General features: G+C 66.8%; 24 protein-coding genes, 1 pseudogene and 1 riboswitch. Of the genes and pseudogenes, 10 read left to right on the top strand and 15 right to left on the bottom strand.

Annotation, left to right across the window (positions count from 1 at the left end):
- Nucleotides 1-14: 14 nt before the first annotated feature.
- Nucleotides 15-449 carry a barstar family protein gene (locus ACSQ9I_RS30475; RefSeq protein ID WP_093107358.1) on the top strand — a complete coding sequence of 145 codons (435 nt, stop codon included), beginning with the start codon at nucleotides 15-17 and terminating at the stop codon, nucleotides 447-449.
- A gap of 242 nt (nucleotides 450-691) precedes the next feature.
- Here the strand turns inward: ACSQ9I_RS30475 and rsmA are convergent, their stop codons facing one another.
- Genes rsmA through ACSQ9I_RS30490 form a run of 3 tightly spaced genes read right to left on the bottom strand, consistent with a single transcriptional unit; the run spans nucleotide 692 to nucleotide 5290 of the window.
- On the bottom strand, nucleotides 692-1465 hold the full coding sequence (rsmA, locus tag ACSQ9I_RS30480) for a 16S rRNA (adenine(1518)-N(6)/adenine(1519)-N(6))-dimethyltransferase RsmA (RefSeq protein ID WP_093107105.1): 774 nt from the start codon (nucleotides 1463-1465) through the stop codon (nucleotides 692-694).
- A gap of 17 nt (nucleotides 1466-1482) precedes the next feature.
- Nucleotides 1483-2889 (bottom strand): peptidylprolyl isomerase, encoded by a 1407-nt coding sequence (locus tag ACSQ9I_RS30485; RefSeq protein ID WP_436315669.1) that lies wholly within the window; start codon nucleotides 2887-2889, stop codon nucleotides 1483-1485.
- A gap of 10 nt (nucleotides 2890-2899) precedes the next feature.
- Nucleotides 2900-5290 (bottom strand): LPS-assembly protein LptD, encoded by a 2391-nt coding sequence (locus ACSQ9I_RS30490; protein ID WP_436306209.1) that lies wholly within the window; start codon nucleotides 5288-5290, stop codon nucleotides 2900-2902.
- 93 nt (nucleotides 5291-5383) lie between these two features.
- On the opposite strand from ACSQ9I_RS30490, the gene ACSQ9I_RS30495 reads away from it, so the two are divergent.
- The 6 genes and pseudogenes from ACSQ9I_RS30495 to ACSQ9I_RS30520 all read left to right on the top strand — a co-directional run.
- Entirely contained in the window at nucleotides 5384-6478 is a 1095-nt protein-coding gene (locus ACSQ9I_RS30495) for an aminoglycoside phosphotransferase family protein (protein ID WP_436315670.1), read from the top strand.
- The gene (locus ACSQ9I_RS30500; RefSeq protein ID WP_436315671.1) at nucleotides 6475-7209 is read left to right on the top strand and encodes a 16S rRNA (uracil(1498)-N(3))-methyltransferase; all 735 of its coding nucleotides are present in this window, start codon (nucleotides 6475-6477) and stop codon (nucleotides 7207-7209) included. The genes ACSQ9I_RS30495 and ACSQ9I_RS30500 overlap by 4 nt, the downstream gene beginning before the upstream one ends.
- Nucleotides 7210-7262: 53 nt before the next feature.
- Nucleotides 7263-8621, top strand: a complete 1359-nt coding sequence (locus ACSQ9I_RS30505; RefSeq protein WP_436315672.1) for a M20/M25/M40 family metallo-hydrolase — start codon at nucleotides 7263-7265, stop codon at nucleotides 8619-8621.
- A gap of 31 nt (nucleotides 8622-8652) precedes the next feature.
- The gene (locus ACSQ9I_RS30510) at nucleotides 8653-9123 is read left to right on the top strand and encodes a YidB family protein (protein WP_093107094.1); all 471 of its coding nucleotides are present in this window, start codon (nucleotides 8653-8655) and stop codon (nucleotides 9121-9123) included.
- Nucleotides 9124-9133: 10 nt separating this feature from the next.
- Nucleotides 9134-10312 carry an MFS transporter gene (locus ACSQ9I_RS30515; RefSeq protein WP_436315673.1) on the top strand — a complete coding sequence of 393 codons (1179 nt, stop codon included), beginning with the start codon at nucleotides 9134-9136 and terminating at the stop codon, nucleotides 10310-10312.
- A gap of 24 nt (nucleotides 10313-10336) precedes the next feature.
- Nucleotides 10337-10678: pseudogene (locus tag ACSQ9I_RS30520) on the top strand (transposase); the annotation flags it as partial.
- Nucleotides 10679-10810: 132 nt separating this feature from the next.
- Here the strand turns inward: ACSQ9I_RS30520 and ACSQ9I_RS30525 are convergent.
- The gene (locus ACSQ9I_RS30525) at nucleotides 10811-11431 is read right to left on the bottom strand and encodes a helix-turn-helix domain-containing protein (RefSeq protein ID WP_436294848.1); all 621 of its coding nucleotides are present in this window, start codon (nucleotides 11429-11431) and stop codon (nucleotides 10811-10813) included.
- Between the two features lie 157 nt (nucleotides 11432-11588).
- On the opposite strand from ACSQ9I_RS30525, the gene ACSQ9I_RS30530 reads away from it, so the two are divergent.
- Entirely contained in the window at nucleotides 11589-11819 is a 231-nt protein-coding gene (locus ACSQ9I_RS30530; protein WP_436294847.1) for a helix-turn-helix domain-containing protein, read from the top strand.
- Nucleotides 11820-11834: 15 nt separating this feature from the next.
- On the opposite strand, the gene ACSQ9I_RS30535 is transcribed toward ACSQ9I_RS30530, so the two are convergent.
- Both ACSQ9I_RS30535 and ACSQ9I_RS30540 read right to left on the bottom strand, forming a co-directional pair.
- Complete coding sequence (locus tag ACSQ9I_RS30535; RefSeq protein ID WP_436315674.1) at nucleotides 11835-12686, bottom strand: lysophospholipase; 852 nt, start codon at nucleotides 12684-12686, stop codon at nucleotides 11835-11837.
- The gene (locus tag ACSQ9I_RS30540) at nucleotides 12683-14176 is read right to left on the bottom strand and encodes a M20 family metallopeptidase (RefSeq protein WP_436315675.1); all 1494 of its coding nucleotides are present in this window, start codon (nucleotides 14174-14176) and stop codon (nucleotides 12683-12685) included. The genes ACSQ9I_RS30535 and ACSQ9I_RS30540 overlap by 4 nt, the downstream gene beginning before the upstream one ends.
- A 115-nt stretch (nucleotides 14177-14291) precedes the next feature.
- Here ACSQ9I_RS30540 and ACSQ9I_RS30545 point away from each other — a divergent pair, with 115 nt between their 5' ends.
- On the top strand, nucleotides 14292-15101 hold the full coding sequence (locus ACSQ9I_RS30545) for a DUF72 domain-containing protein (RefSeq protein ID WP_436315860.1): 810 nt from the start codon (nucleotides 14292-14294) through the stop codon (nucleotides 15099-15101).
- A 12-nt stretch (nucleotides 15102-15113) separates the two neighbouring features.
- Here ACSQ9I_RS30545 and ACSQ9I_RS30550 read toward each other — a convergent pair whose 3' ends face one another.
- The 5 genes from ACSQ9I_RS30550 to ACSQ9I_RS30570 form a co-directional block, all read right to left on the bottom strand.
- Entirely contained in the window at nucleotides 15114-15650 is a 537-nt protein-coding gene (locus ACSQ9I_RS30550) for a bactofilin family protein (protein WP_436294844.1), read from the bottom strand.
- Between the two features lie 250 nt (nucleotides 15651-15900).
- On the bottom strand, nucleotides 15901-16497 hold the full coding sequence (locus tag ACSQ9I_RS30555; protein WP_436315676.1) for an IMPACT family protein: 597 nt from the start codon (nucleotides 16495-16497) through the stop codon (nucleotides 15901-15903).
- A 10-nt stretch (nucleotides 16498-16507) separates the two neighbouring features.
- Nucleotides 16508-17095: a methionine biosynthesis protein MetW gene (gene metW / locus ACSQ9I_RS30560; protein WP_093107082.1), complete on the bottom strand. Its 588-nt coding sequence runs from the start codon at nucleotides 17093-17095 to the stop codon at nucleotides 16508-16510.
- Between the two features lie 55 nt (nucleotides 17096-17150).
- On the bottom strand, nucleotides 17151-18305 hold the full coding sequence (gene metX, locus ACSQ9I_RS30565) for a homoserine O-succinyltransferase MetX (RefSeq protein WP_436315677.1): 1155 nt from the start codon (nucleotides 18303-18305) through the stop codon (nucleotides 17151-17153).
- 117 nt (nucleotides 18306-18422) lie between these two features.
- A complete protein-coding gene (locus ACSQ9I_RS30570) occupies nucleotides 18423-18989 on the bottom strand; it encodes a TMEM165/GDT1 family protein (protein ID WP_436306217.1) in 567 nt (188 codons plus the stop codon).
- A 6-nt stretch (nucleotides 18990-18995) separates the two neighbouring features.
- Nucleotides 18996-19184, bottom strand: a riboswitch (yybP-ykoY riboswitch).
- Nucleotides 19185-19430: 246 nt separating this feature from the next.
- Between ACSQ9I_RS30570 and ACSQ9I_RS30575 the strand changes: the two genes are divergently transcribed.
- Complete coding sequence (locus ACSQ9I_RS30575) at nucleotides 19431-19964, top strand: RNA recognition motif domain-containing protein (RefSeq protein ID WP_436306218.1); 534 nt, start codon at nucleotides 19431-19433, stop codon at nucleotides 19962-19964.
- 79 nt (nucleotides 19965-20043) lie between these two features.
- On the opposite strand, the gene ACSQ9I_RS30580 is transcribed toward ACSQ9I_RS30575, so the two are convergent.
- From ACSQ9I_RS30580 to ACSQ9I_RS30595, 4 genes are read right to left on the bottom strand one after another with little or no spacing between them, the layout of a single operon-like run.
- On the bottom strand, nucleotides 20044-20817 hold the full coding sequence (locus ACSQ9I_RS30580) for an SDR family oxidoreductase (protein WP_436315678.1): 774 nt from the start codon (nucleotides 20815-20817) through the stop codon (nucleotides 20044-20046).
- Nucleotides 20814-21461 carry an LPS export ABC transporter periplasmic protein LptC gene (gene lptC, locus ACSQ9I_RS30585; protein ID WP_436315679.1) on the bottom strand — a complete coding sequence of 216 codons (648 nt, stop codon included), beginning with the start codon at nucleotides 21459-21461 and terminating at the stop codon, nucleotides 20814-20816. Before lptC ends, ACSQ9I_RS30580 begins: the two co-directional genes overlap by 4 nt.
- The gene (locus ACSQ9I_RS30590) at nucleotides 21458-22006 is read right to left on the bottom strand and encodes a KdsC family phosphatase (protein WP_436294837.1); all 549 of its coding nucleotides are present in this window, start codon (nucleotides 22004-22006) and stop codon (nucleotides 21458-21460) included. The genes lptC and ACSQ9I_RS30590 overlap by 4 nt, the downstream gene beginning before the upstream one ends.
- The gene (locus ACSQ9I_RS30595) at nucleotides 22006-23007 is read right to left on the bottom strand and encodes a KpsF/GutQ family sugar-phosphate isomerase (protein WP_093107070.1); all 1002 of its coding nucleotides are present in this window, start codon (nucleotides 23005-23007) and stop codon (nucleotides 22006-22008) included. The genes ACSQ9I_RS30590 and ACSQ9I_RS30595 overlap by 1 nt, the downstream gene beginning before the upstream one ends.
- Nucleotides 23008-23039: the final 32 nt, after the last annotated feature.

Consider the following 23039-nt stretch of genomic DNA (forward strand, 5'->3'; position numbering starts at 1 on the left):
GCTCAGAAGAAATGATGACGACGACAACTATGGAAAGACCAGCGGAGATGACCCTATCCCTTCGTTCCGTGCGACCTAACATCGTGCAGTCGATTCGCGCCTTTCGCGTGAGCGACCTGCAGGAGGCGGCGCATGCGGCGGGCCAGCACTTCCTCTATGCCAACCTGGGCAACGCCCAGACCAAGCAGGACGTGCTCGATCTGATCGCTCAGCAGTTCACCTTTCCGCAGCATTTCGGCAAGAATTTCGACGCGCTGTACGACTGCATGACCGACCCGCTGCATAAATCAGGCCCGCAGCCCGGCTTCGTCATCGTGCTCGAGCAGATTCCGGCCAATGCCAAGTTCGACAAGGAAGCCCGCGAGCAACTGCTCGACATCTTCCGCGACGCTGCCGACTACTGGGGGGACCGGAAGATACCGTTCAGGTGCTTCTATTCTTTTCTGTAGCCCGTTCTGCACACACCAGCCAAGCAGAACGGGCTAACGAGGCTCAACAGAACGCTGCCGCTCCGGTTTCCGGCATCGATCTCCCACCCACCGACCCGGCGGCCGAAAAGATGCCGACCGACAAACTGGTCGACGTGTCCCCCCTGGCGCTGCGCATGAGCAGCCCCTTCAACGCCGGCTATTGGCTCGCCGCAGCCTGACGGCACCACGCCAAGAAAAAGCCCGTCTTCGACGGGCTTTTTTCATGGCGGGACGGCCTGTGCGAGCGCAACGTATTCATCCACTGGGACCTCCTCGGCGCGACGCTGCGTGTCGAAGGTGCCGGCAAAGCCGTGCTGCTCAAGCCACTTGCCCAAGGTGTGGCGCAGCAGCTTGCGGCGCTGGCTGAAAGCGACCTGGACGATCTCGCCGAGCCGCGCCGCATCGACCTGCGGCGGCGCAGCAAAGGGCACCATGCGCACCACCGCGCTGTCGACGCGCGGCGGCGGCTCGAAGCTCTCCGGCGGCACGAACAGCACGTTGTCCATCGCATAGCGCCACTGCAGCATCACGCTGAGGCGGCTGTAGTCCGAGGTGGCCGGCTTCGCGACCATGCGGTCGATGACTTCCTTCTGCAGCATGAAATGCTGGTCGGCAATCAGGTGCGCATAGCCCAGCAGATGAAACAGGATCGGCGTCGAGATGTTGTAGGGCAGATTGCCCACCACGCGCAGGGCCGCTGCCGGGGGCTTGACCAGGCTGGCCGCCAGGGCAGCGAAGTCCACCTTCAGGACGTCGGACTCGATCACCTCGAGCTGGCCATGGGCGCGCAGCCGCTGCGCCAGGTCGCGGTCGAGTTCGATCACTGTGAGCCGCCCCAGGCGCTCCACCAGCGGTTGCGTGAGCGCCGCGAGGCCCGGCCCGATCTCGACCATGGCATCGCCCGGCTCGGGTGCGATCTCGCGCACGATCGCGTCGATGATGCCCGCGTCGGACAGGAAATGCTGCCCGAAGCGCTTGCGCGCGATGTGTTTCACCTCAGGGCGTCACCGCGTCAGGACTGCGGCGGCTCGCGGTATTCGACGTAGGCCCGCGCCCGGATTTCCTGCGCCCAGGTTTCGAAGGCTTCCTCGACCTTCTTCTCGCGCAGCACGGCACGGGCGGCTTCGCGCTGCTCGGCCTGGCTCAGCTTGGCGTCGCGCCGCGCGACCACCTGGATCAGGTGCACGCCGAAGCGCGAAACGACAGGATCGCTGACCTGGCCCGGCGCCAGCCGGTTCATCGCCTCTTCGAACTCGGGCACGAACTGGCCGGGGCGCGACCAGCCCAGGTCGCCGCCCTCCTTGGCGCTGGCATCCTGCGAGTTGTCCCGCGCCAGGCCGGCGAAGTCGCCGGTGCCCTTCTGGATCCGCTCCTTGAACTCGGCCAGCTGGGCGACGGCTTGCGCCGTGCTGCGCTTGGCATCGCTGCGCAGCAGGATATGGCGCACCTGGGTCTGCGTGACGACGGCATCGGCGGCGCCGGGCTGGCTCTTGGCCAGCACCTTGAGCACGTGGAAGCCGGCGCCCGAGCGGATCGGCCCTGCGATGCCGTTGACCGCCGTCGATTGCGTCGCGTCGACGAACAGGCTCGGGTAGCGGTCGGCGCTGCGCATGCCCAACGCGCCGCCGACGGCGCGATCCGGCGAATCGGAGAATTCCTGCGCGAGCTTGGCGAAGTCTTCACCGGCGCGGGCACGCTGCGCGACGCCCTGCGCACGCTGCTGCAGCGAAGCGACTTGCGCGTCGCTCGCGCTCTCGGGCACGGCGACCAGTACCTGGGCGATATTGATGTTCTGCGTCGCGGCATTGGGGGAGGTCCGCTGGTCGCGGATGAACTGGTCGACCTCGATATCGCTGACCTTGACCTTGGCCTCGACCTCGCGGTCGCGCAGGCGCGTGAGCAGGAGCTGGTCACGCAGGTCGTTGCGGAAGGTCTGCGGCGAGATGCCCTCGGCCGCGACGCGGCTGCGCAGCTCGACCAGGCTCATCTGGTTCTGGCGCGCCACCGTCTGTTCGGCCTGGTCGATCGCGAGTTCGTCGACCTTGATGCCGGCTTCCTTGGCCTGTTGCAGCTGGGCGCGTTCGGCGATGAGCCGTTCGAGCACCAGGCGCGTGAGCTCGGCGCGCGGCACGCGCTGCGCCTCGGCGTTTTCCTTCAGGATTCGCTCGACCCGCGTCTGCACTTCGGTGTTGGTGATGGGCTCCGAATTGACCAACGCCACGATGTATTCGGCCGAGCGCTGCACCGGCGCTGCCGGCGGGGCGGTGCGCGGTGCGGCGGGCGCCGGTGCGAGGCGCGGACCTGCACGAATGATGTCCGTGATGCCGAGGCCGGGGCGCTGCCCTTGTCCTTGCGCGCCGGCCGCCGCGGCCAGCGTTGCGAGGCACGCCAGGGTGAGGATGGAGCGGATGTGGTTCATGGCAAGAAGCTCAGTCGTAATTGGTGAAGCGGCTCGGTGCAGCCACCGGTTGACGCAGGGGCTGGTAGCGCTGGATGTTCTGTGTCAGCGTGCGCTTCGGGCTCGAACCGATGGCGGCGAATCCGACGAACTCCAGCTGGAACATGATGCGCGTCGCGGCCGTGATTTGGCCAGTGCTGATGCGTTCCAGCACCACGCGGCCGATCCAGCAGCAGCCGTCGTATTCGAAGCCGAGCACGCCGTCGGTGAGCTTGCGGTCCTGCAGACTGTAGTTGAGACGGCCGACGGCGTACCAGCGCCCGCCGCCCTGGCCGCGGCCCGGACCGAGGTCTTGGCCCTTGTCGCCCCACAGGTCGTTCAGTGGCCATTGCCAGCTCACATCGATCGACTTGTTGCCGTCCGTCGCGGTCGGCGTGCTGTTCGCCTGGTAGCGGTAGGCCGCGCTGATGTTCCGATACGAGCCGGGGTTGTAGCGCGCGCTGATCGCCGTCCGCGTCGACTTGTGGTCGTCAGGGTTGTACTGCAGCGTGGTGTCCACGCTCCATTTCGGCGTCCAGTTGATCTGGGCACCGAGCAGCACGTCGCTGAGCCGGTCGGTCACGGCGGTGGTATTGGGCAGCGTGACGCGCTGGTCGCTGAAGCGCAGGCGCTGGGCAATGCCGAAGCGCGCGGCTTCGGCGCCGCTTTCGGGATCGATCAGGCGCGTCGTCACGCCCAGCGTGAGCAGGTTGCTGTCCGAGATGCGGTCGTTGCCGGAAAACGCGTTCTCGGTGTAGACGGTCGCGAAGTTGAAGTCGTTGGACGCCGAGTCGTAATTCGGCAGCAGGCTCTGGTCACGGTAGGGCGTGTAGACGTAGAACGCGCGCGGCTCCAGCGTCTGGCGGAACGCGCGGCCGAAGAAGTTGGCGTCGCGCTCGAAGATCATGCCGCTGTCGAGGCTGAAGGTCGGCACCGTCCGGCTGGCCGAGCTCGCGCCGTTGGCGAGCGGTGCCTCGAACTGGTAGGAGGTCGTATGCAGCTGCACCTTCGGAATGACGAAGGTGCCGGGCGTGAGAAAGGGCCGACTCAGCGACGCCAGAGCAAAGACGCGCTCGCCGTTGGGCTGGCCCTGCTGCACCGGGTCGGCGCGGAAGCGCGTGTAGTCGGTGTTGAGCGAGAAATCGAAACCGTGCCAGTCGTACTTGTTGTAGTTGGCGGTGATTTGCGGCAGCCGGTCGTAGGGCGGCAGGATGGGCGAGGGCGCGTACTGCAGCGTCTGGTAGCTCAGCGTGCGTGCGGCGCCGCTCCAGTCGCCCTTGCTCCAGTTGAGCGAGGCATCGTTGGACAGCAGGCGCTGCGTCAGCGAGGGTGTGCGCGTGAAGTCGCGCCAGTAGTCGTCGTCGCTGACGCGGTTGAAGTTGATCGTGGCGCCCAGCGAGTCCAGGCCGTAGGACTTGGCATCGAAGGTCTGCTGGTGGTGCGTCCAGATGCCCCAGCGCTTGCGGTTGCGCAGGCTGTCGGTCGGCATGTAGTCGACGCGGGCCTCGCCGCTGTACTTCTCCTCGAGGTAGCGGAACTCGGTGCCGAGATTCACGCCGCGCTTGCTCATCAGGTTCGGGTAGAAGGTCGCGTCGCGATTGGGCGCGATGTTCCAGTAGTACGGCGCTGTGATGTCGACACCGTTCACGCTGTCGATGCCGATGGTCGGCGGCAGCCAGCCGCTCTTGCGGTCGTTGCCGAGCGGAAAGCTCAGCGACGGAAAGGGCGGGGTGCTGATGCCCATGAAGCTCAGGCGCGCATCGGTGGCGACGCCGACGTTCTCTTCGGTGTCGGTCGTGAGGGTCGCGGCGCTCAGCAGCCAGGCAGGCATCCAGCCAGGATAGTCTTCGCGCCGGCAGGTGGTGTAAGTGGCGCGCCGGGCGACCGAGATGTTGCTGTCGACGAAGTCGATACGCTCGGCATCGCCCCCGCCGCCCGTCGCCAGGAAGCGATAGCGCACGTTGTTGAAGAAGCCTTCGAAGGTCTCGAGCTTGAGCTCCAGTTCGGGCCCCTCGTAGACGTTGCCGGCCTGGTTGACGCGGACGTTGCCGCGCGCCTTGGCGAGGTCGTCGGGCTGGTAGTACTCGAGCCGGTCGGCATGAATCACGGTCTCGCCGCGGCGCAGGGAGGCGTTGCCTTCGACCACCGTTTCGAGATCGGGCCGCCCGGAAATGCGGTCGCCGTCGACAAAGCTCGGCAATTGGCCGCGCTGCGCCTGCGGGATGGTCTCGACGAGTTGCGGGGTGCGCTTGAGAGTGAGCGGCGCGTCCAGACCGGCGTCCTGTGCCGACGCGCCGTGCGCTTGAAGCAGTGCCAGCGACAGCACGGCCAGCGGCAAAGGCGGGCGGCACCGGCGCCAGGCAGCTCGGGTCAGGTCAGGCATCGGTACGGAACGGAGAGGTCTTCGGGGAATTGGCGCCAGCGGCTGGCGGGTTGCGGAGGTCCGCGCCGGGCGGATTTGTAGAATCGATTATCCATGACAGCTTCCCCGCCCCCGGCCAGCGGCGCCGCGACGCCTTCCTACCCGTTCAGCTGGAGCGATCCGGAGCGCGCCAAGGCTTTCGCGCAATGGCTTGAACACATCGCAGAGCGGCATCGGCTGTTGCCCGCGACCGTGCGCCTCGCCTCGGCCGACGCGAGCTTCCGGCGCTACTTCAGGATCGACACCAGCGACGCCGCGATGACGCGGATCGTGATGGACGCGCCCCCTGCCCAGGAGAACAGCGCCCCGTTCGTGCACGTCGCCAAGCTGATGCGCGCGGCCGGCCTGACCGCACCGCAGGTGCTCGAATGGGACGAGGCCCAGGGCTTCCTGCTGCTCGACGACCTCGGCCGGCAGACCATGCTCGAGGTGATCGACCCGGCCGATGCGGATGCGGCACGGCCGCTCTACGCCCAGGCGATCGATGCGCTGATCCGCTGGCAGCTGGCGTCCAGGCCCGACGTGCTGCCGCCCTACGACCGGGCGTTGCTGGAGCGCGAGCTGGCGCTCTTTCCGGAGTGGTACATCGCGCGGCACCGCGGCATGCGGGTGGAAGGCCAGCTGCAGGAGCGCCTGGAACGCAGCTTCAAGCTGATCGTCGAGAACAACCTGGCCGCGCCGCGCGTCTACGTGCACCGCGACTTCATGCCACGCAATCTGATGATCACCGGTGGCCCCACGCTCGGGGTGCTGGATTTCCAGGACGCGGTCCATGGCCCGATCACCTACGACATCGCGAGCCTGATGCGCGATGCCTTCCTCAGTTGGGACGAAGACTTCGTTCTCGACATCACGGTGCGTTACTGGGAACAGGCGCGCAAGGCCGGGCTGCCGGTCGACGAGGACTTCGGCGCCTTCTACCGCGCAGTCGAGTGGATGGGCCTGCAGCGCCACCTGAAGGTCGCCGGCATCTTCGCGCGGCTGACGCTGCGCGACGGCAAGCCGAGGTACCTGGCCGACACCCCACGCTTCATCGCCTACATCCGGGCGACCGCCGGCCGCTACCGCGAACTCACGCCGCTCTTGCGCGTGATCGACGAGGTCGAAGGCACGCAGGCCGCCACCGGCTTTGCGTACGGGCGGATGTGACGCCGCGCTTCCATTGCGCCGTGACCCTGGCCGCCGGCAGCGCGCTGGCGCTGCCGCCCGGCGCCGCACGCCACGTGCAGGTGCTGCGCATGCAGCCGGGCGATGCGCTGACGCTGTTCGACGGCAGCGGCGGCGAGTACGCCGCCACGGTGGAGCGCATGGGCCGCAGCGAAGTGACGGTCCAGGTCGAGAATCACATCGCCGTCGAGCGGGAGGCGCCGCGCGCCGTGCACCTGGCGATCGGCATGCCGGCCAACGAGCGCATGGACTGGCTGGTCGAGAAGGCCACCGAACTCGGCGTGGCGAGCATCCAGCCGCTGATGACCGCCCATGGCGTGCTGCGCCTGGCGGGCGAGCGCGCCGACAAGAAGCGCGCGCACTGGGAGGCGATCGCCATCGCCGCCTGCGAACAATGCGGCCGCAACCGCTTGCCGCTGATCCACCCGGTGCGCGCCCTGGCCGGCTGGATCGACACGCCGCCGATCGACGACGCGGAGCGCTTCGTCCTGAGCCTGGCCGAGGGCACCTGCGACATGCGCGAGATCCGCGAGCGGACGTCGGTCACCGCGCTTCGCGGCGCATGCGTTCTGAGCGGCCCCGAGGGCGGCCTGAGCGCCGCCGAGGAGCAGGATGCGATCGCGCGCGGCTTCGCACCGCTCACGCTCGGGCCGCGCGTGCTGCGCGCCGAGACTGCGGCCCTCGCGGCGCTTGCATTGCTTGCGAGCCAGTGACCAGAATTTCTTCTCTTCCCCCATCACCCCATCGAGCCCAAGGCCGCCAACGCATGTCTTCCCTCCATTCCGTTCCGTCGCGCCTCGCGCCCGTTCTGCTTGCCGCCCTTTGCGTCGCCGGCGCCGTCCATGCGCAAGGCACGGCCGTGGCGCCGACGCCCACGCAGGTGAAGCCGGCCGTCGACCAGGCCTATACGCAACTCCTGGCCGCGCCCGCCGTCAAGCAGCTGCTCGATGCGGTCAAGGCCGACCACGAGCGTTCGATCGAGGACCTCAAGCTGCTCACCGAAATCGAAGCGCCGCCCTTCAAGGAGCAGAAGCGCGCCGAGGCCTTCCTCGCCCGCATGAAGGCGCTGGGGCTCGCGGATGCGCGCATCGACAGCGAGGGCAACGTGGTGGGCCTGCGCAAGGGCACGGGCAACGGCCCCAAGCTCCTGGTCTCGGCCCATCTCGACACGGTCTTTCCCGCCGGCACCGACGTCAAGGTGAAGGAGCGCGACGGCAAGCTCCACGCGCCCGGCATCTCGGACGACACGCGCGGCCTCGCGGTGCTCCTGTCGTGGCTCAAGGTGCTCAACGACAACAAGGTGCAGACCGTGGGCGACCTGCTCTTCGTCGGCAACGTCGGCGAAGAGGAGCTGGGTAACTTGCGCGGCATGAAGGCCATCTTCCGCGACCACCTCGACATCGACGGCATGGTGGGCGTGGAGCCCGCGCCCGACGGCACCGTGCTGGTCCTCGGCACCGCCAGTCATCGCTACGAAGTGAGTTTCAAGGGACCCGGCGGCCACAGCTATGGCGCCTTCGGCCAGGTGCCCAGCGCGATCCACGGCATGGGCCGCGCGATCGCCAAGATCGCCGAGATCAAGACGCCCAGCTTTCCGAAGACCACCTTCACCGTCGGCACCGTCGGCGGCGGCACCTCGGTCAACACCATTGCACCCGACGCGCGCATGGCGGTCGACATCCGCTCCGACGAGATGGGCGCGCTGCTCGACACCGAGAAGAAGGTGCTGGCCGCGTTCGAGGAAGCGGTGGCGGAGGAAAACAAGCGTTGGAATGTGACGACGCTCGCCGTGTCCAACAAGCTGATTGGCGATCGGCCGGGCGGGCGCACGCCCTCAGAGTCGCCGATCGTCGAAGCGGCCATCCGCTCGAACAGCGCCTTCGGCCACAAGACCCTGCTGACCGGCGCGAGCACCGACGCCAACGTGCCGATGTCGCTCGGCATTCCGGCCATCATCATCGGCGGCGGCGGCAAGACCGGCGGCTTTCACGCGCTCTCCGAATGGATCGACATGACAGACGGGTGGAAGGGCGCGCAGAATTCCCTGGCGACCGTGCTGGGGCTGGTCGGCGTGCAAGGCGTGAGCGAGCCCCTGCTGCCGAAGCGTGCGCCGCGGTCGAAGTAGGCCATCTCCCCCATTACTTTAGGAGCCCACCATGGGATTGCTCGATTCGGTACTCGGACAGGTGCTCGGCGGTGCACAGCCACAGGCCCAGGACGGCAGCATAGGCAGCCGCGGCGGCATGGGCGGCGGACTCGGTGATCTCGGCGGCCTCGCGGGTGCGCTCGGCGGGCTGCTCGCCAACAATGGCGAGCAGGGTGGTCTGGGCGGCCTGGTCTCGAAGTTCGAGCAGGCCGGCATGGGCGACGTGATCGGCTCCTGGGTCGGCAAGGGCGAGAACGCGCCGATCTCGGGCGGGCAGCTGCAGGACGTGCTGGGCAGTGACGTGATCTCGAGCATCGCGCAAAAGCTCGGCATCAACGCGGCGACGCTGCTGCCGATGCTGGCCACGCTGCTGCCCACGCTGATCGATCAGCTCACGCCGAAGGGCCAGGTGCCGGCCGAGGGGCTGGGCAACCAGGACGACCTGCTGTCCTCGTTGAGCGGCCTGCTGCAGAAGGGTTGAACAGATCTCGATGAAGCGCAATCTCTGGCTGCTCGCCGTTTGCCAGGGCTTGTTCCTGACCAACAACGTCACCTTCATCGCGATCAACGGCCTCGTGGGCCTGGCGCTCGCACCGCGCGGCTGGATGGCCACGCTGCCCGTGATGGGCTACGTGGTTGGCGGCGCACTCGCTACCGGCCTGGTGGCGCGCACGCAGCAGCGCTTCGGGCGGCGCCACTCGTTCCAGATCGGCCTTGCGGTGGCGCTGGGCTCGGCTCTGCTGTGCGCGCAAGCCGCGGTCTGGAAAGACTTCTGGTTGCTGTGCTTCGCCACGGTGGTGGCCGGCTACTACAACGCGAACGCCAGCCTCTACCGTTTTGCCGCCGCCGAATTGGCCGCTCCTGACGGGCGCGAAAAGGCGGTCTCGCTGGTGATGGCAGGCGGGCTGCTCGGCGCCGTGGCGGGCCCGAACCTCGCGGCCGTCACGCGTGACTGGTTCCCCGTGCCCTTCGCGGGCGCCTATCTGGCGCTCGCAGCGGTGGCGCTGCTCGCGATGGGCCTGATGCACTTCATCGACTTTCCCGCTCCGCCGCCCAAGAGCACGACCACCGGCGGCCGCTCGCTGGCCGAGATCGCGCGCCAGCCGGTGTTCATCGTCGCGGCGGTGTCGGGTGCGCTCGGCTTCGGCGTCATGAACCTGCTGATGGCCGCGACGCCGATCGCGATGCAGATCTGCAGCCTGCCCTTCGGCGACATCGCGCTGGTGCTCGAATGGCACGTGATCGGCATGTTCGCGCCGGGCTTCTTCACCGGCCACCTGATCCGCCGCTTCGGCGCGCTGCCCGTGATGGGCGTGGGGCTCGCGCTGAACCTCGGTTGCATCGCAGTGGCACTCTCGGGCGTGGATCTGCATCAGTTCCTGATCGCGCTGTTCATGCTCGGCGTGGGCTGGAACTTCCTCTTCACCGGAAGCACGACGCTGTCCCTGTCGGCCTACACGGCCGAAGAAAAGGACCGCGCCCAGGGCGCACTCAACTTCTGCATATTCGCGACGCTGGCACTGAGCTCCTTCGCCTCGGGCGTGCTGGTCACCACGCAAGGCTGGCGGCTGCTGAACCTCGGCTCGCTGGTGCCGGTGGTGCTGACGGGTGCGGCGCTGCTGTGGCTTGCACGCCGACAGCGGAGTACAGCAGTGGCGGCGACCGTCTAGGCTGAAGTTCCTTTCCAGAGCCGCACGCCCAAGCACCTGCAGCTACACCTGATCGTGGACAACTACGGCACCCATACCCACCCCGACGTGCAGGCTTGGCTGGCGAAGCACCCGAGGTTCGTCATGCACTTCACGCCCACCAGTGCGTCGTGGCTCAACATGGTCGAGCGCTTCTTCCGCGACATCTCCGAGAACCGCATCCGGCGCGACAGCTTCACCAGCGTGCCCGAACTGGAGTTGGACATCGATCTGTATGTGACCCAGCACAATGCCAACCCCAAGCCGTTCATCTGGACGGCCAGCGCGACCGACATCCTGGCCAAGGTCACGCGCGCCAAAGCTGCGCTGGCACGGACCACAAGATAAGTACATATCTGAGTGGCGCACTACACTAGGACTCGGTGGCGTGGTATGACTAGCGGCCTCGTACGTTGGTTGGCTTGCCGCGAAATTGATTCGCGCCGCGAACTCGCGTGCCGCCCATGACGGGGAGGGCAGCTACTCTCGAATAGTGAAGACCACAACCAGGTAGCTCACCGGATGTTGCAACACCTCCTCAATCCCGTGCAGTACGCTGGCCTCGAAGAGCAGAGAGTCGCCCTCGCGAACCTCCGCGACCCGTTCCCCAAAGCGATAGCGTACCCGGCCGGTCTTCATGTGAAGGAACTTCATTCCCGGGTGCTGAAAGCTTACGTAGGGCTTTGCGTTCTCTAGCAGTTCAACGAGGTACGGTTCGACAAAGAGATTGCCGGACAGCACATGTCCCAGTAGCTGGTATCGGTAGTCAGCGACGGCACCGCTGCGATCGACAATGACTCCTTCGCCTGCTCGCACGAACGACAGGTCGTTTCTGGCTGGTTGGTCGGAGAAGAAGCGGGAAAGCGGCACATCAAGGCCAGCTGCGATCCGCCTGAGGGTCTCGACAGAAGGTGAAACTAAGCCGCGTTCGACGCGGGATAGCATGGAGCGAGATATCCCAGTGGCTCGCGACATATCGCCGGCCGTCTGATCGGACGCAACGCGTAAGGCCTTGATCTGTTCGCCGAGCCTGAGTACGTATTCGCTTTTCGCCGCTGCGGCGGGGCGCTGCGGGTTGGCACGAGCAACTGCTTGAAGCATCGCAGACCTTCTGGCAGCTGGTAACGGAAAGGCCAGGAGAGATTTGTGCACAGGCCTGCCTGGGCGGTTGATGGGGGTGGCCACGGCTGTTGCTCAACAAATAGATGCTACTTAACGTCTGTCGACTTTAAGTCATCCAAACGTAATTCTCAACCGCATGAGCGGTGGGGCAAGAACCTTGGAATCGGCGAGGGCCAGACTGGCCCGGCATCTTCGCGCGCTGCGTGCGGAGCGTGGACTTTCCCAGGAAGCATTGGCTGACATCGCCGCTCTGCACCGAACTTACGTTGGTTCAGTCGAGAGAAAGGAGCGCAATGTGTCGCTCGATAACATTGAGCGCCTTGCGATTGCGTTGGGTGTAGATGTGGCCGAGCTGCTCGCCAGGTAGCCGCGAGGTCTAGGGCTAGGCAGACGGGAAGCGCTCGCCGAGCCAGCGCTCCAGGGTCTCGAACACCGGCGTCGCATCGCGCTCGTTGAAGATCTCGTGATAGAGCGCCGGAAAGCAGATGGCGCTGAGCACTGAAGCCGGCGCGGCGGCCACGAAGGCGCGGCTGGCCGCAGGCTTCACGAGGCGATCGTCGCCCGCGTAGATCAGGAGCGTCGGCACCTGCCATTGCGGCGCGGCCGCCTGAACGACCGCACCTTCGTCGGCCAGAAAGCGCGCGAGCCGGGCGCCGATGCGATCGTGGCACAGCGGATCGTCGCGGTAGGCCTGCACCACGGCCGGGTCGTGCGAGAGGTAGTGGTCGTCGAGCCCGTTGCCCACGCGCAGATCGGGCGCCACACGCGACAGCAGCGCGATCAGGAATTTCTGGAACGCGCCGAGGCCCGGATCCAGCCCCGGCGATGAAAGCACCAGCGCATCGACCTTGCGGACCGCCCGCGCCACGAAGCTTGCGGCGACCAATCCACCGAGGCTATGGCCCAGCAGCACCAGCGGCAGGCCGGGATGGCTGCGCCGCGTGTCGTCGACCACGAGCGCGAGATCGTCGACCAGCCGCATCACGCTGGGCAAGCCCCCGCGTGGACCGCTCGATGCGCCGTGGCCGTGGTGGTCGGCGGCACGCGCCGCGAAGCCCCAGTCGTTGAGCCGCTCGGCCACGCGCCGGTAACGGCCCGCATGCTCGCCGATGCCGTGCACCAGCAGGACGATGGCCTTTGCAGGAAGGTCGGAGGGCAGCGGCCACTCGTGGACGGCCAACGTTTCGCCGTCCGGCGTGCGCAGCGTGCTGTTCTGCGTGGGCTGCGGCTTCAAGCGGCGAGGGCGTGCGCCGCCGGCAGCGCGGCGATCACCTCGGCCACCGCCGCGGTCAGCTTCTTCGCATAGGGCACATGCAGGAACTCGTTGGGGCCGTGCGCATTGCTCTTGGGCCCCAGCACGCCGCAGACCATCATCTGCGCCTTCGGGAAGCCGACGCTCAGCATGTTCATGAGCGGGATGGTGCCGCCCTGGCCGATGTAGCCGCAATTGGCGCCGAAGTGCGCCTGCGACGCTGCATTGAGTGCACGCTCGAACCAGGGTGCGGTGCCGGGCGCGTTCCATCCGGTGGCGCCGCCGTTGCTGTCGAAGGTGACCCTGGCCTGGTAGGGCGCGTTGTCTTCGAGCAGTGTCTTGAGCTGCTGCACCGCCTGATCGGCATCGACCAGCGGCGGCAGGCGCAGCGAAAGCTTGAAGGCGGTGTAAGGACGCAGCACGTTGCCCGCATCCTTCAATGCCGGGAAGCCTTCGGCACCCGTCACCGAGAGCGTCGGCTTCCAGGTGCGGTTGACCAGCGCCTCCACCGGGTCGCTGGTGGTCGGCAACGCGAACGCGGTCGCGCCGCCGCAGTCGTAGTGCGCCCACGGAAAGCGCTTGTAGACCTCGTCGCCGAGGATGGCTGCAGTGGCCTGCGCCTGCGCGAGCCTTTCGGCCGGCACCTCGCAATGGAAGCTCTCCGGCAGCAGGCGGCCGGTCTTGCTGTCTTCGAGGCGGTCCAGCACCTGCCGCATGATGCGGAAGCTCGAGGGCACGAGGCCGGAGGCATCGCCGGAGTGCACGCCCTCGGTCAGGATCTCCACCTTCAGCGTTCCGCTCGCCATGCCGCGCAGCGAGGTGGTGAGCCACAGCTGATCGTAGTTGCCGGCGCCCGAATCGAGGCAGATCACGAGGCCCACTTCGCCGAGGCGCGCACGCAGCGCGTCGATGTAGGGCAGCAGGTCGTAGGAGCCGGATTCTTCGCAGGTTTCGATCAGGCCCACGATGCGCGGATGCGCCACGCCCTGCGCCTTGAGCGCCTGCAGCGCCGCCACGCTCGCATACACAGCGTAGCCGTCGTCGGCGCCGCCGCGGCCGTAGAGCAGGCCGTCTTCGTATTTCGGCGTCCACGGCCCGAGGTCGTTGCGCCAGCCGGTGAACTCGGGCTGCTTGTCGAGGTGGCCGTACATCAGCACGGTTTCCTTCATCTCGGTGCCGGTGGCCGGCACTTCGAAGAAGAGCACCGGGGTGCGGCCTTCGAGCCGCACGATCTCGAGCTTCAGGCCCTCGACTTTTTGCGCCTCGACCCATCTGGCCGCGTTCTGAAGAACGGTTTCGAGATAGCCGTTCTGCACCCAGTCCTTGTCGAAGCCGGGCGACTTGGCCGGGATCGCGATGTAGCCGGTGAGTTGCCTGAGGATGTCCTGGTCCCACTTGGACGAGACATCTGACAAGGCACGCTCGGCATCGAGCAGGCCAGAGGGCATTTCGCGGTGCAGGGGAGCGTTCATGGGGTCTCCGCGTGTGAGAAGGGGCGTGGCGAATTATGGGCGCAGCTCGCCAAACCCGCAGGCCTTGGGCTAATCTCGCCGCTGCTTCAGAGTGGCAGCTTTTTCGAAAGGCGAGATCTTGAGCAGTACGAACAAGCGCATCCGCGTCGGCATCGGAGGTTGGACCTACGAGCCCTGGCGCAACAATTTCTATCCCGCCGGGCTGCCCCAGAGCCAGGAGTTGAGCTACGCCAGCCGGCAGCTCACGGCGATCGAAGTCAACGGCACCTACTACAGCAGCTTCAAGCCGCCGACCTTCAAGAAGTGGCATGACGAGACGCCCGACGATTTCATGTTCTCGCTCAAGGCATCGCGCTTCGCGACCAACCGCAAGCAGCTGTCGGCGGCCGGCGAGTCGATCGCGCGTTTCGTCGAGAGCGGCATCGCAGAACTGGGCAACAAGCTGGGGCCGATCGTCTGGCAGTTCATGCCCACCAAGGCTTTCGATGCGGAGGATTTCGAGGGCTTTCTCGCGCTGCTTCCGAAGAAGGAGGGCAGCCGCACGCTGCACCACGTGCTCGATGTCCGGCACGAGAGCTTCATGACGCCGGAGTACCTGGCGCTCGCGCGCAAGTACGAGGCCGCGACGGTCTTCACCGACGCCGACAAGTTTCCGTCCTTCGCCGACCTGACCGGCGAGTTCGTCTATGCGCGCCTGATGATGAGCGACGCCAAACTGAAAAGCGGCTATGCGCCGAAGGCGCTCGATGCATGGGCCGAGGCAGCCAAGACCTGGGCCGAGGGCGGTTCGCCGGCTGCGTTGCCGCGCGTCGAGAAGGCCGCGCCGACGGCGGCCGCAGCGCGCGACGTGTTCATCTACTTCATCAACGGCGCAAAAGAAAAGGCACCGGCCGCAGCAGGTGCCTTGATTCAGCGCCTGGACTGAACTGAAGTCGCGTCAGGCGGCGGCTTGCAGTGCCGGCTTGGCACTGCTGCTGCTGCTGCCGGCGGATGCGCCGAAGCTGATCTCGCCGGACAGCTGGCCACCTTCTTCGACCACGATCTTGCCGTAGCGGATCTTGCCGGTGACCTTGCCGGTGGAGTGGATGACGAGCTTTTCGCGCACGGTGAGATTGCCGTCGAAGAGGCCGCGAATCTCGGCGATGTCGATTTCGGCCGAGCCCTTGAACGCGCCTTGTTCGGCGATCTGCATGACACGCGAATCCATCGTCGCTTCGACCAGGCCTTCGACCACGAGCGTGTCGCAGTCGGTGATCTCGACACCCTTGAGCTTGATGTTGGGGCCGACGGTGAGCTTGCTGCCGCCTTCCTTGGCGGTGCTCGCTGCCGCATTGGCCGCTTGGGCCGACAGGTTCGAAGGATTGACCGGCGTGCCCGAAAGGTTGGTGCCGGAACCCATCAGCGGCGCGGGACGGGAGGGGAGGGAGTCGGCGTCGCGATCACGCTTGCCGAAGAAGGGGGACTGTGTGGCCAATGGGGAGCTCCTCAAAAGGGCTATCGTAAGAAGGCGCTTACGGCGCTTCGCACTTCATTGCGCAAGAAGCGTAACTGAATACGTCTCGAACACGCGTCATTGGGAACTTTCGTCTGCGTGAAGGGCGCGTCAACAATGTCAGCGCTCCTCACTTCAGACTCTGAATCGCGCGCAGGAGGGCTGTTCGACCTGATCTTGATCGCCGTGATTGTCACGAGCGTGACGGTCGTCATCCTCGCGCGACGAACTTCTATGGCGTGATCGCCCGCTGCCAGACGGCGCGCCCTTGCGCAGCATCGTCGACCCTGGCGATGAAGCCGGCGGCTTGGGGCTCGGGCAGCGTGAGCGAGAAGTGCACCATGCTGTCGTGGCGAACTTCGACCAGCGTGGCGCCGGCCGCCGCGATCTCGCGGCGCAGCGCGCCTTCGAGCGCGTACGGCACGGCGCACTGCAAGCCGCACTGGCGCACCAGCGGCACCAGCACTGCACCGGCGAGCGCCTGCGCGATGCTGTCGGTGTAGGCACGCACCAGCCCGCCCGCGCCGAGCTTGATGCCGCCGAAGTAGCGAACGACCGTTGCGAGCACACCTTCGAGTTCGTGATGTCGCAGCACTTCCAGCATCGGCCGGCCGGCGGTGCCACCGGGCTCGCCGTCGTCGTTGGCCGCGGATTGCCCTCCGGCCATCAGTGCCCAGCAAACATGGGTCGCGCCGGGATGCGCGCTGCGCAGTGCATCGACGACCGCCTGCGCCGCGGTACGATCGGCGACCGGCTGGACGCAGCCGATGAAGCGGCTCTTCTTGACGAGCAGCTCGCTGTGCTGCGGCGCGGCGAGCGTGAAGGGCATCGTTCGCCCGCTAGCGTTCGCGTTCGAACTTGAAGACCGCCGTGCTGGCGCGCGCATTCGGCAGCCAGCGCACCTCGGCGCCCTCCTGCAGGCCAAAGGCATCGAGCACCCGCAGCCGGTTCTTGCGCGCGAGCACCTCGAAATCCTTGAAGGTACCGACGCGGATGTTGGGCGTGTCGTACCACTGGTAGGGCAGGCGTCGCGTGACCGGCATTCGGCCGCGGGCGATGCTGATGCGGTTCGGCCAGTGCGCGAAGTTGGGGAAGGCGACGATGCCGATGCGGCCGACGCGCGCGGTTTCGCGCAGCATCACTTCGGCATTGCGAAGGTGTTGCAGCGTATCGATCTGGAGCACGACGTCGAAGGAGGCGTCGTCGAACATCGCGAGGCCTTCGTCGAGGTTGAGCTGGATCACGTCGACGCCGTGCCGTATGCATTGCAGCACGTTGCCGTCGGCGATCTCCACGCCGTAGCCGCTGCAGCCGCGTTCGCGCTGCAGCAGGTCGAGCAGCGCACCGTCGCCGCAGCCGAGGTCGAGCACTCGCGAGCCCTCGGGGACGAGCCGGGCGATCACGCGCTGGGTGTCCAGATCGCTCATTGGAAAACCTCCGCGCTGCGCGCTGCGGTATTCGCCTTGGGAACGGCCCGGCGGCTCATGCGGCCGCTCCCTCTTTCACGATGCGCTCGAAGTAGGAGCGCACCACGCTCATGTAGCGCACGTCGTCGAGCAGGAAGGCGTCGTGTCCGTGCGGCGCATCGATTTCCGCGTAGCTCACGTTGCGGCGGTTGTCGAGCAGGGCCTTCACGATCTCGCGGCTGCGTGCCGGCGCGAAGCGCCAGTCGGTGCTGAAGCTCACGAGCAGGAACTTGGCCGTGGCCTGCGCCAGCGCGGCGCGCAGATCGCCGCCATACGCACGCGCAGGATCGAAGTAGTCGAGCGCGCGCGTGATCAGGAGGTAGGTGTTGGCGTCGAAGTACTCGCTGAACTTGTCGCCGTTGTAGCGCAGGTAGCTTTCGATCTGGAACTCGACCTCCTGGGTCGAGTAGAGAAAGTCCGCGCTCGACACTTCGCCCTCGACCGCACTGCGCAGCGCGCGACCGAACTTCTCGTTCATGAGGTCGTCGCTCTGGTAGGTGATGTGACCGATCATGCGGGCGATGCGCAGGCCGCGCTTGGGGATCACCCCATGCTCGTAGAAGTGGCCGCCGTTGAAGTCGGGGTCGGTCACGATGGCGCGGCGCGCGACTTCGTTGAACGCGATGTTCTGCGCCGTCAGGCTGGGCGCGCTGGCGATCACCACCGCATGGCGCACGCGCTCGGGATATTGCAGCGCCCACGACAGCGCCTGCATGCCGCCGAGGCTGCCGCCCATCACCGCAGCGAGCGACTGGATGCCCATCGCGTCGAGCAGCGCAGCCTGCGCGCGCACCCAGTCCTCGACCGTGACCACCGGGAAATCGGCGCCATAGACACGCCCGGTCGCAGGATTGACATGCATCGGCCCGGTGGAGCCGAAGCAGGAGCCGAGGTTGTTGATGCCGATCACGAAGAAGCGGTCGGTGTCGACCGGCTTGCCGGGGCCGATCATGTTGTCCCACCAGCCCTCGGACTTGTCCTGGCCCGCGTAGACGCCGGCCACATGGTGCGAAGCGTTCAGCGCATGGCAGACGAGCACCGCGTTGCTGCGCTCGGCATTGAGCGTGCCGTAGGTTTCGTAGGCCAAGGTGTAGTTGGCAATCGATGCGCCGCTGCTGAGAGGCAGCGGGCCTGCGAACGGCATCGATTGCGAGGAGACGACCAACGACATGAATGAAAAAGACCCGGCCTCGCCAAAAACGAGCCGGGTCCGGCATCCGTCTTTAGCTGCATTTGTTAAGCGCCCGCAAGCTGGAGCAAATCGGCGCGTCCGACGAGTATATGCGGCTCAGCCCCAGCCTATCAACGCGGCGGCGCCGAGCATGAGGAACAGCACGGCGGAGACGCCGTGAACCAGGCGGATCGGCACGCGCTTCACGATGCGCTCGCCGAGCCATACGACCGGCGCATTCGCCAGCATCATGCCGAACGTGGTGCCCAGCACCACCCAGACATAGGCGCTCACGTAACGCGCGGCGAGCATGACGGTCGCGATCTGCGTCTTGTCGCCCATCTCGGCGAGAAAGAAGGCCGTCACGGTGGTGCCGAACACGCCGAAGTGCGAAGCCTTCGGCATATCGTCCTCGTCGAGCTTGTCGGGGATCAGCATCCAGAGCGCCATCGCGATGAAAGAGCCGCCCAGAATCCAGCGCAGCACATCGGGCCCGAGCGTGTGCGTGACCCAGTTGCCCACCGCGCCCGCGAGTGCGTGGTTCAGCACGGTCGCGGTGAAGATCCCCAGCACGATCGGCCAGGGCCTGCGGAACCGTGCGGCGAGCACGAGCGAGAGCAATTGGGTCTTGTCGCCCATTTCGGCGAGCGCGACCACGCCGGTCGCAACGAGAAAAGCTTCCACGAGAAAGGGGTTCCTTGGGCCGAAGGACGAGGACGCAATTGACCGTGCAACGCCTTCGGCCATATCCGAAGTTGCACGGTCAAAGGTCTCGCCAGGTGGAACACTGCCTGCGCCATGTCCTGCACGGGGCAGGACAAGTCTGTTGACGCAAACCCTTCTCGCGATGGAAGGCGGCTACTCCCCAATGACCGCACGATTGTAGTGCAGCACCGAGGATGCTTGTAAGCGTGCGCTAGCTTTCGAAAAATTTCGAGCGCGGCGCGGTTGCGGGCAAATTCCTACTTGCGCTCGAAGCATTTCACACATAATGCACGAGCCTCCCTTCAGATTTCGGGGCGGTGATTCGGTGATCGGTCAGTTTCGCGCGGCTCGGCGGATTTCGTTTGGGTGGTGCTCTCGGGACTCCATCGCTTTTCTTGATGTGTTTATAGGAGTCCCTTGATGGGCAACAAACTGTACGTCGGTAACCTGCCTTATTCGGCACGCGACGATGATCTCCACAACGCCTTCAGCCAGTTCGGCACCGTGGCAAGCGCCAAGGTCATGATGGAGCGCGACTCCAGCCCCCCGCGTTCCAAGGGCTTCGGATTTGTTGAAATGGGCAGCGATGCAGAAGCGCAAGCGGCCATCAAGGGCATGAACGGCCAGGACATGGGCGGCCGCAGCGTCGTCGTGAACGAAGCGCGCCCGATGGAAGCCCGTCCGCCGCGCAGCGGCGGCTACGGCGGTGGTGGTGGCGGCGGATATGGCGGCGGCGGTGGCGGCTACGGTGGTGGTGGCGGCGGTCGCAGCGGTGGTGGCGGTTACGGCGGCGGCGGCGGTGGTTACGGCGGCGGTGGCCGCAGCGGTGGTGGCGGCGGCGGCGGCGATGGCGGTTTCCGCAGCCCGTACGGCGCCGGTCCGCGCGGCGGTGGTCGCGGCGGCTACGGCGGCGGCGGTGGTGGCGGCGGCAACGGTGGCAACAGCGGCTACTGAATTCCGCGCCCCACAAGCAGCAGAAGAAAGGCTCCCTCGGGAGCCTTTTTTGATGGTGATGCGACAGACAGCGCCAGGCTCATTCGCCACGCCGCTTTTTGCGCCCGCGCCCCTGCACCGCGCGGTCGAACAAGGCGTTGGGCAGCAGGCGCATGAGCTTGGCGACCACACCCATCTGCCACGGAATCACCCGGTAGCTGGCGCCGGCCTCGATCGCACGAAAGGCCCGATCGGCGAAGTCGTCGGCTCGCATCAGAAAGGGCATGCCGTAGCGATTGCCTTGCGTCAGCGGGGTGTCGACGTAGCCAGGGCAAAGGGTGACGACCTTGACGCCGCCGGCGCGCAGCTCACCGCGCAAACTCTCGCAGTAGGCCACCACACCCGCCTTGCTGGCGCAGTACGCGCCGTGGCCGGGGAGGCCGCGAATCGACGCGACGCTGCCGATGCCGACCAGCCGGCCGCTGCCGCGCGCCCTCATCGCGGCAATGAAGGGATGGAAGGTCGCGGCCAGGCCGACGTTGTTGATCGCAAATGTCCGCGCGAGCACGTCGAGATCGCCGCGGTCCTCGGTGTCGATGCCCACACTGATGCCGGCATTCGCGATCACCACATCCGGGACACCTTGGTGCGCGATGCAGGCAGCGCCCGCTGCGGCGATGCTGTCGGTGCACGCGACGTCTGCACCGTAGATCCGGTAGCGCTGGGCATCGATCTTGGCGGAGCCGGCCCAGGTTTCGATCTCGGCCGTGCGCCGCGCCACCAGCGCGAGGCTATAGCCAGCTTGGTAGAAGCGCGCGGCCAGCGCCTGGCCGATGCCGCTCGACGCACCGGTGATGAAAGCCAGCCGCGTCAATGCTTCGCCCCGGGCGCTGCCGCCGAAGGCATCAGCAGGCCTCGCACGCGGCCCTGCAGGTTGGCGACGCCCGTCAGGTTGTCGTAGTGCAGCGAGTCGGCCGTGAACTGGTCGGCACCGCGTATCAGGGTGACCGGCTTGTGCGACTTGACGCGCTCCGTGTCCAGGAAGGCGTGCAGGAATTCGCCGCGGAATTCCAGGCGCGGTATGGGCTTGCCGCCGGCCGAGACGGCAGCCTCGCGCACCACGATCGCATTGCCGAAGAGCTGGATCTCGCTGCCGTCGCCGTTCGACAAGCCACGGTTGGCGGTCGCTCGGGTCGTCAGTCCCTCGGGGGAAACGGAGCGCAGCCGGACCTGGTCCACCTCCATCGTGTCGTTGTCCGGATAGTGTCGGCCTTCGGTGCCGAACAGCTCGCTGCGCAATTCGCCGTTCGGCAGGAAATTCTTGATCACGAAGCCGCGCATGAAAAAGTCGGGCTCGTGCTTGGGCGCCTCCTTGGCCGCCGGCTCAAGCAGCTTCGGCGCGTTGCGCACCAGCCAATAGGTACCCAGAGCCAGCGTGGCCGTCAGGATGATCGGCAGGTAGATGGTGAGGCGATCGAAGCCGTCCCGCAGCAGATTCCAGACTACCTTCACCTTCATGCCGCCGGGCCCCGTGCGCCGTCCAGCAGCCGCCGGTAGTGGCCGCCCGCCGTGAGCAGCAGGTCGCAGAATTCGCGCGCCGCACCTTCGCCGCCGCGCGCCGCGGTCACGTGGTGCGCGATGGCGCGCACCTCGGCATGGGCGTTGGCAGGCGCGGCGGCGAATGCGGCGCGGGTCAGCACGGGCAGGTCGGGCCAGTCGTCGCCGATGGCGGCGGTCTGCATCCAGTCGAGGCCAAGCGCTGCGAGCATGGCCTCGGCGGCCGGCAGCTTGTTTTCGGTGCCGTAGCGCACGTGCTCGATGCCCAGCGCCTGCAGGCGCACGCGCAGCGGCTTCGAGTCGCGCCCCGTGATCACCGCCGGCGTGATGCCCGCGGCACGCAGCAGCTTGAGGCCGTAACCGTCGAGGATGCTGAAGCGCTTGAGGGTTTCGCCCTGCTCGCTGAAGTAGACGCCGCCGTCGGTCAGCACGCCGTCGACGTCGAAGAAGGCGACGCGGATGTCCTGCGCGGCGAGCAAGGCCTCCGCCTTGAATTCGAGCGCCATCAAATGACTTTCGCGCGCATCAGGTCGTTGATGCTGAGCGCGCCGATCAGAATGCCGCCGGCGTCGACCACCAGCACGCTCGTGATGCGGTGCTGTTCCATCAGCTCGGCCGCCTCGGCCGCCAGCGCATCGGCACGCAGCGTGCGCGGGCCCCGATGCATCACATCGGCCGCGGTCATGGCGCGCAGGTCCGCGCCGGTCTCGACCTGCCGGCGCAGATCGCCGTCGGTGAAGATGCCGATCGCGCGGCCATCGGGATCGACCACGGCCGTCGCGCCGAGGCCCTTGGAACTCATCTCGCGCATGATCTCGCTGAGGCTGGCGCCGGGCCCGACGCGCGGCACGTCGTCGCCGGAGCGCATGACGTCGCCCACGTGGGTGAGCAGCTTGCGGCCGAGCGCGCCGCCCGGATGCGAACGGGCGAAGTCTTCGGTGCCGAAGCCGCGCGCATCGAGCAAGGCGACGGCGAGCGCGTCACCGAGCGCCATCTGCGCGGTGGTGCTGGCGGTGGGCGCCAGATTGAGCGGGCAAGCCTCTTTCTCGACGCCGCTGTCGAGCACGATGTCGGCATGGCGCGCCAGCGTCGAGTCGGCCCGTCCGGTGATCGCGATCAGCGGCACGCCTTGGCGCTTGACCACGGGCAGGATGGTGGTGAGCTCCTCGACTTCGCCGCTGTTCGAAATCGCGAGCACGAGGTCGACCGCCTTGATCATGCCGAGATCGCCGTGGCTCGCTTCCGCCGGATGCACGAACATCGCCGGCGTGCCGGTCGAGGCGAGCGTGGCCGCGATCTTGCGGCCGACATGGCCGCTCTTGCCCATGCCCATGACGACCACGCGGCCCCGCACTTCGAGGATTTTTCGAACGGCGTCGACGAAGCTCGCGCCCACGCGCTGCTTGAGGCCGAGCACGGCTTCTGCTTCGATATCGAAAGTAATGCGCGCCCGCGCGAGCATCGCGTCGGGTTCGGCCGCAGAGGCCAGGTCGGGGCGGGAGCTCATCGCGGGATTTTATCGGTCAAGGCTTCGCCAGG

Source organism: Variovorax sp. LjRoot84, assembly GCF_964254305.1.
GTDB lineage: Bacteria > Pseudomonadota > Gammaproteobacteria > Burkholderiales > Burkholderiaceae_C > Variovorax.

Coding starts and splice junctions, on each gene's coding strand:
- ACSQ9I_RS30475 (WP_093107358.1), top strand. CDS start 15: ATGACGACGACAACTATGGAAAGACCAGCGGAGATGACCCTATCCCTT.
- ACSQ9I_RS30485 (WP_436315669.1), bottom strand. CDS start 2,889: ATGAACCACATCCGCTCCATCCTCACCCTGGCGTGCCTCGCAACGCTG.
- ACSQ9I_RS30490 (WP_436306209.1), bottom strand. CDS start 5,290: ATGCCTGACCTGACCCGAGCTGCCTGGCGCCGGTGCCGCCCGCCTTTG.
- ACSQ9I_RS30495 (WP_436315670.1), top strand. CDS start 5,384: ATGACAGCTTCCCCGCCCCCGGCCAGCGGCGCCGCGACGCCTTCCTAC.
- ACSQ9I_RS30505 (WP_436315672.1), top strand. CDS start 7,263: ATGTCTTCCCTCCATTCCGTTCCGTCGCGCCTCGCGCCCGTTCTGCTT.
- ACSQ9I_RS30510 (WP_093107094.1), top strand. CDS start 8,653: ATGGGATTGCTCGATTCGGTACTCGGACAGGTGCTCGGCGGTGCACAG.
- ACSQ9I_RS30515 (WP_436315673.1), top strand. CDS start 9,134: ATGAAGCGCAATCTCTGGCTGCTCGCCGTTTGCCAGGGCTTGTTCCTG.
- ACSQ9I_RS30525 (WP_436294848.1), bottom strand. CDS start 11,431: ATGCTTCAAGCAGTTGCTCGTGCCAACCCGCAGCGCCCCGCCGCAGCG.
- ACSQ9I_RS30530 (WP_436294847.1), top strand. CDS start 11,589: ATGAGCGGTGGGGCAAGAACCTTGGAATCGGCGAGGGCCAGACTGGCC.
- ACSQ9I_RS30540 (WP_436315675.1), bottom strand. CDS start 14,176: ATGAACGCTCCCCTGCACCGCGAAATGCCCTCTGGCCTGCTCGATGCC.
- ACSQ9I_RS30555 (WP_436315676.1), bottom strand. CDS start 16,497: ATGCCCTTCACGCTCGCCGCGCCGCAGCACAGCGAGCTGCTCGTCAAG.
- metW (WP_093107082.1), bottom strand. CDS start 17,095: ATGAGCGATCTGGACACCCAGCGCGTGATCGCCCGGCTCGTCCCCGAG.
- metX (WP_436315677.1), bottom strand. CDS start 18,305: ATGTCGTTGGTCGTCTCCTCGCAATCGATGCCGTTCGCAGGCCCGCTG.
- ACSQ9I_RS30575 (WP_436306218.1), top strand. CDS start 19,431: ATGGGCAACAAACTGTACGTCGGTAACCTGCCTTATTCGGCACGCGAC.
- lptC (WP_436315679.1), bottom strand. CDS start 21,461: ATGAAGGTGAAGGTAGTCTGGAATCTGCTGCGGGACGGCTTCGATCGC.
- ACSQ9I_RS30590 (WP_436294837.1), bottom strand. CDS start 22,006: ATGGCGCTCGAATTCAAGGCGGAGGCCTTGCTCGCCGCGCAGGACATC.
- ACSQ9I_RS30595 (WP_093107070.1), bottom strand. CDS start 23,007: ATGAGCTCCCGCCCCGACCTGGCCTCTGCGGCCGAACCCGACGCGATG.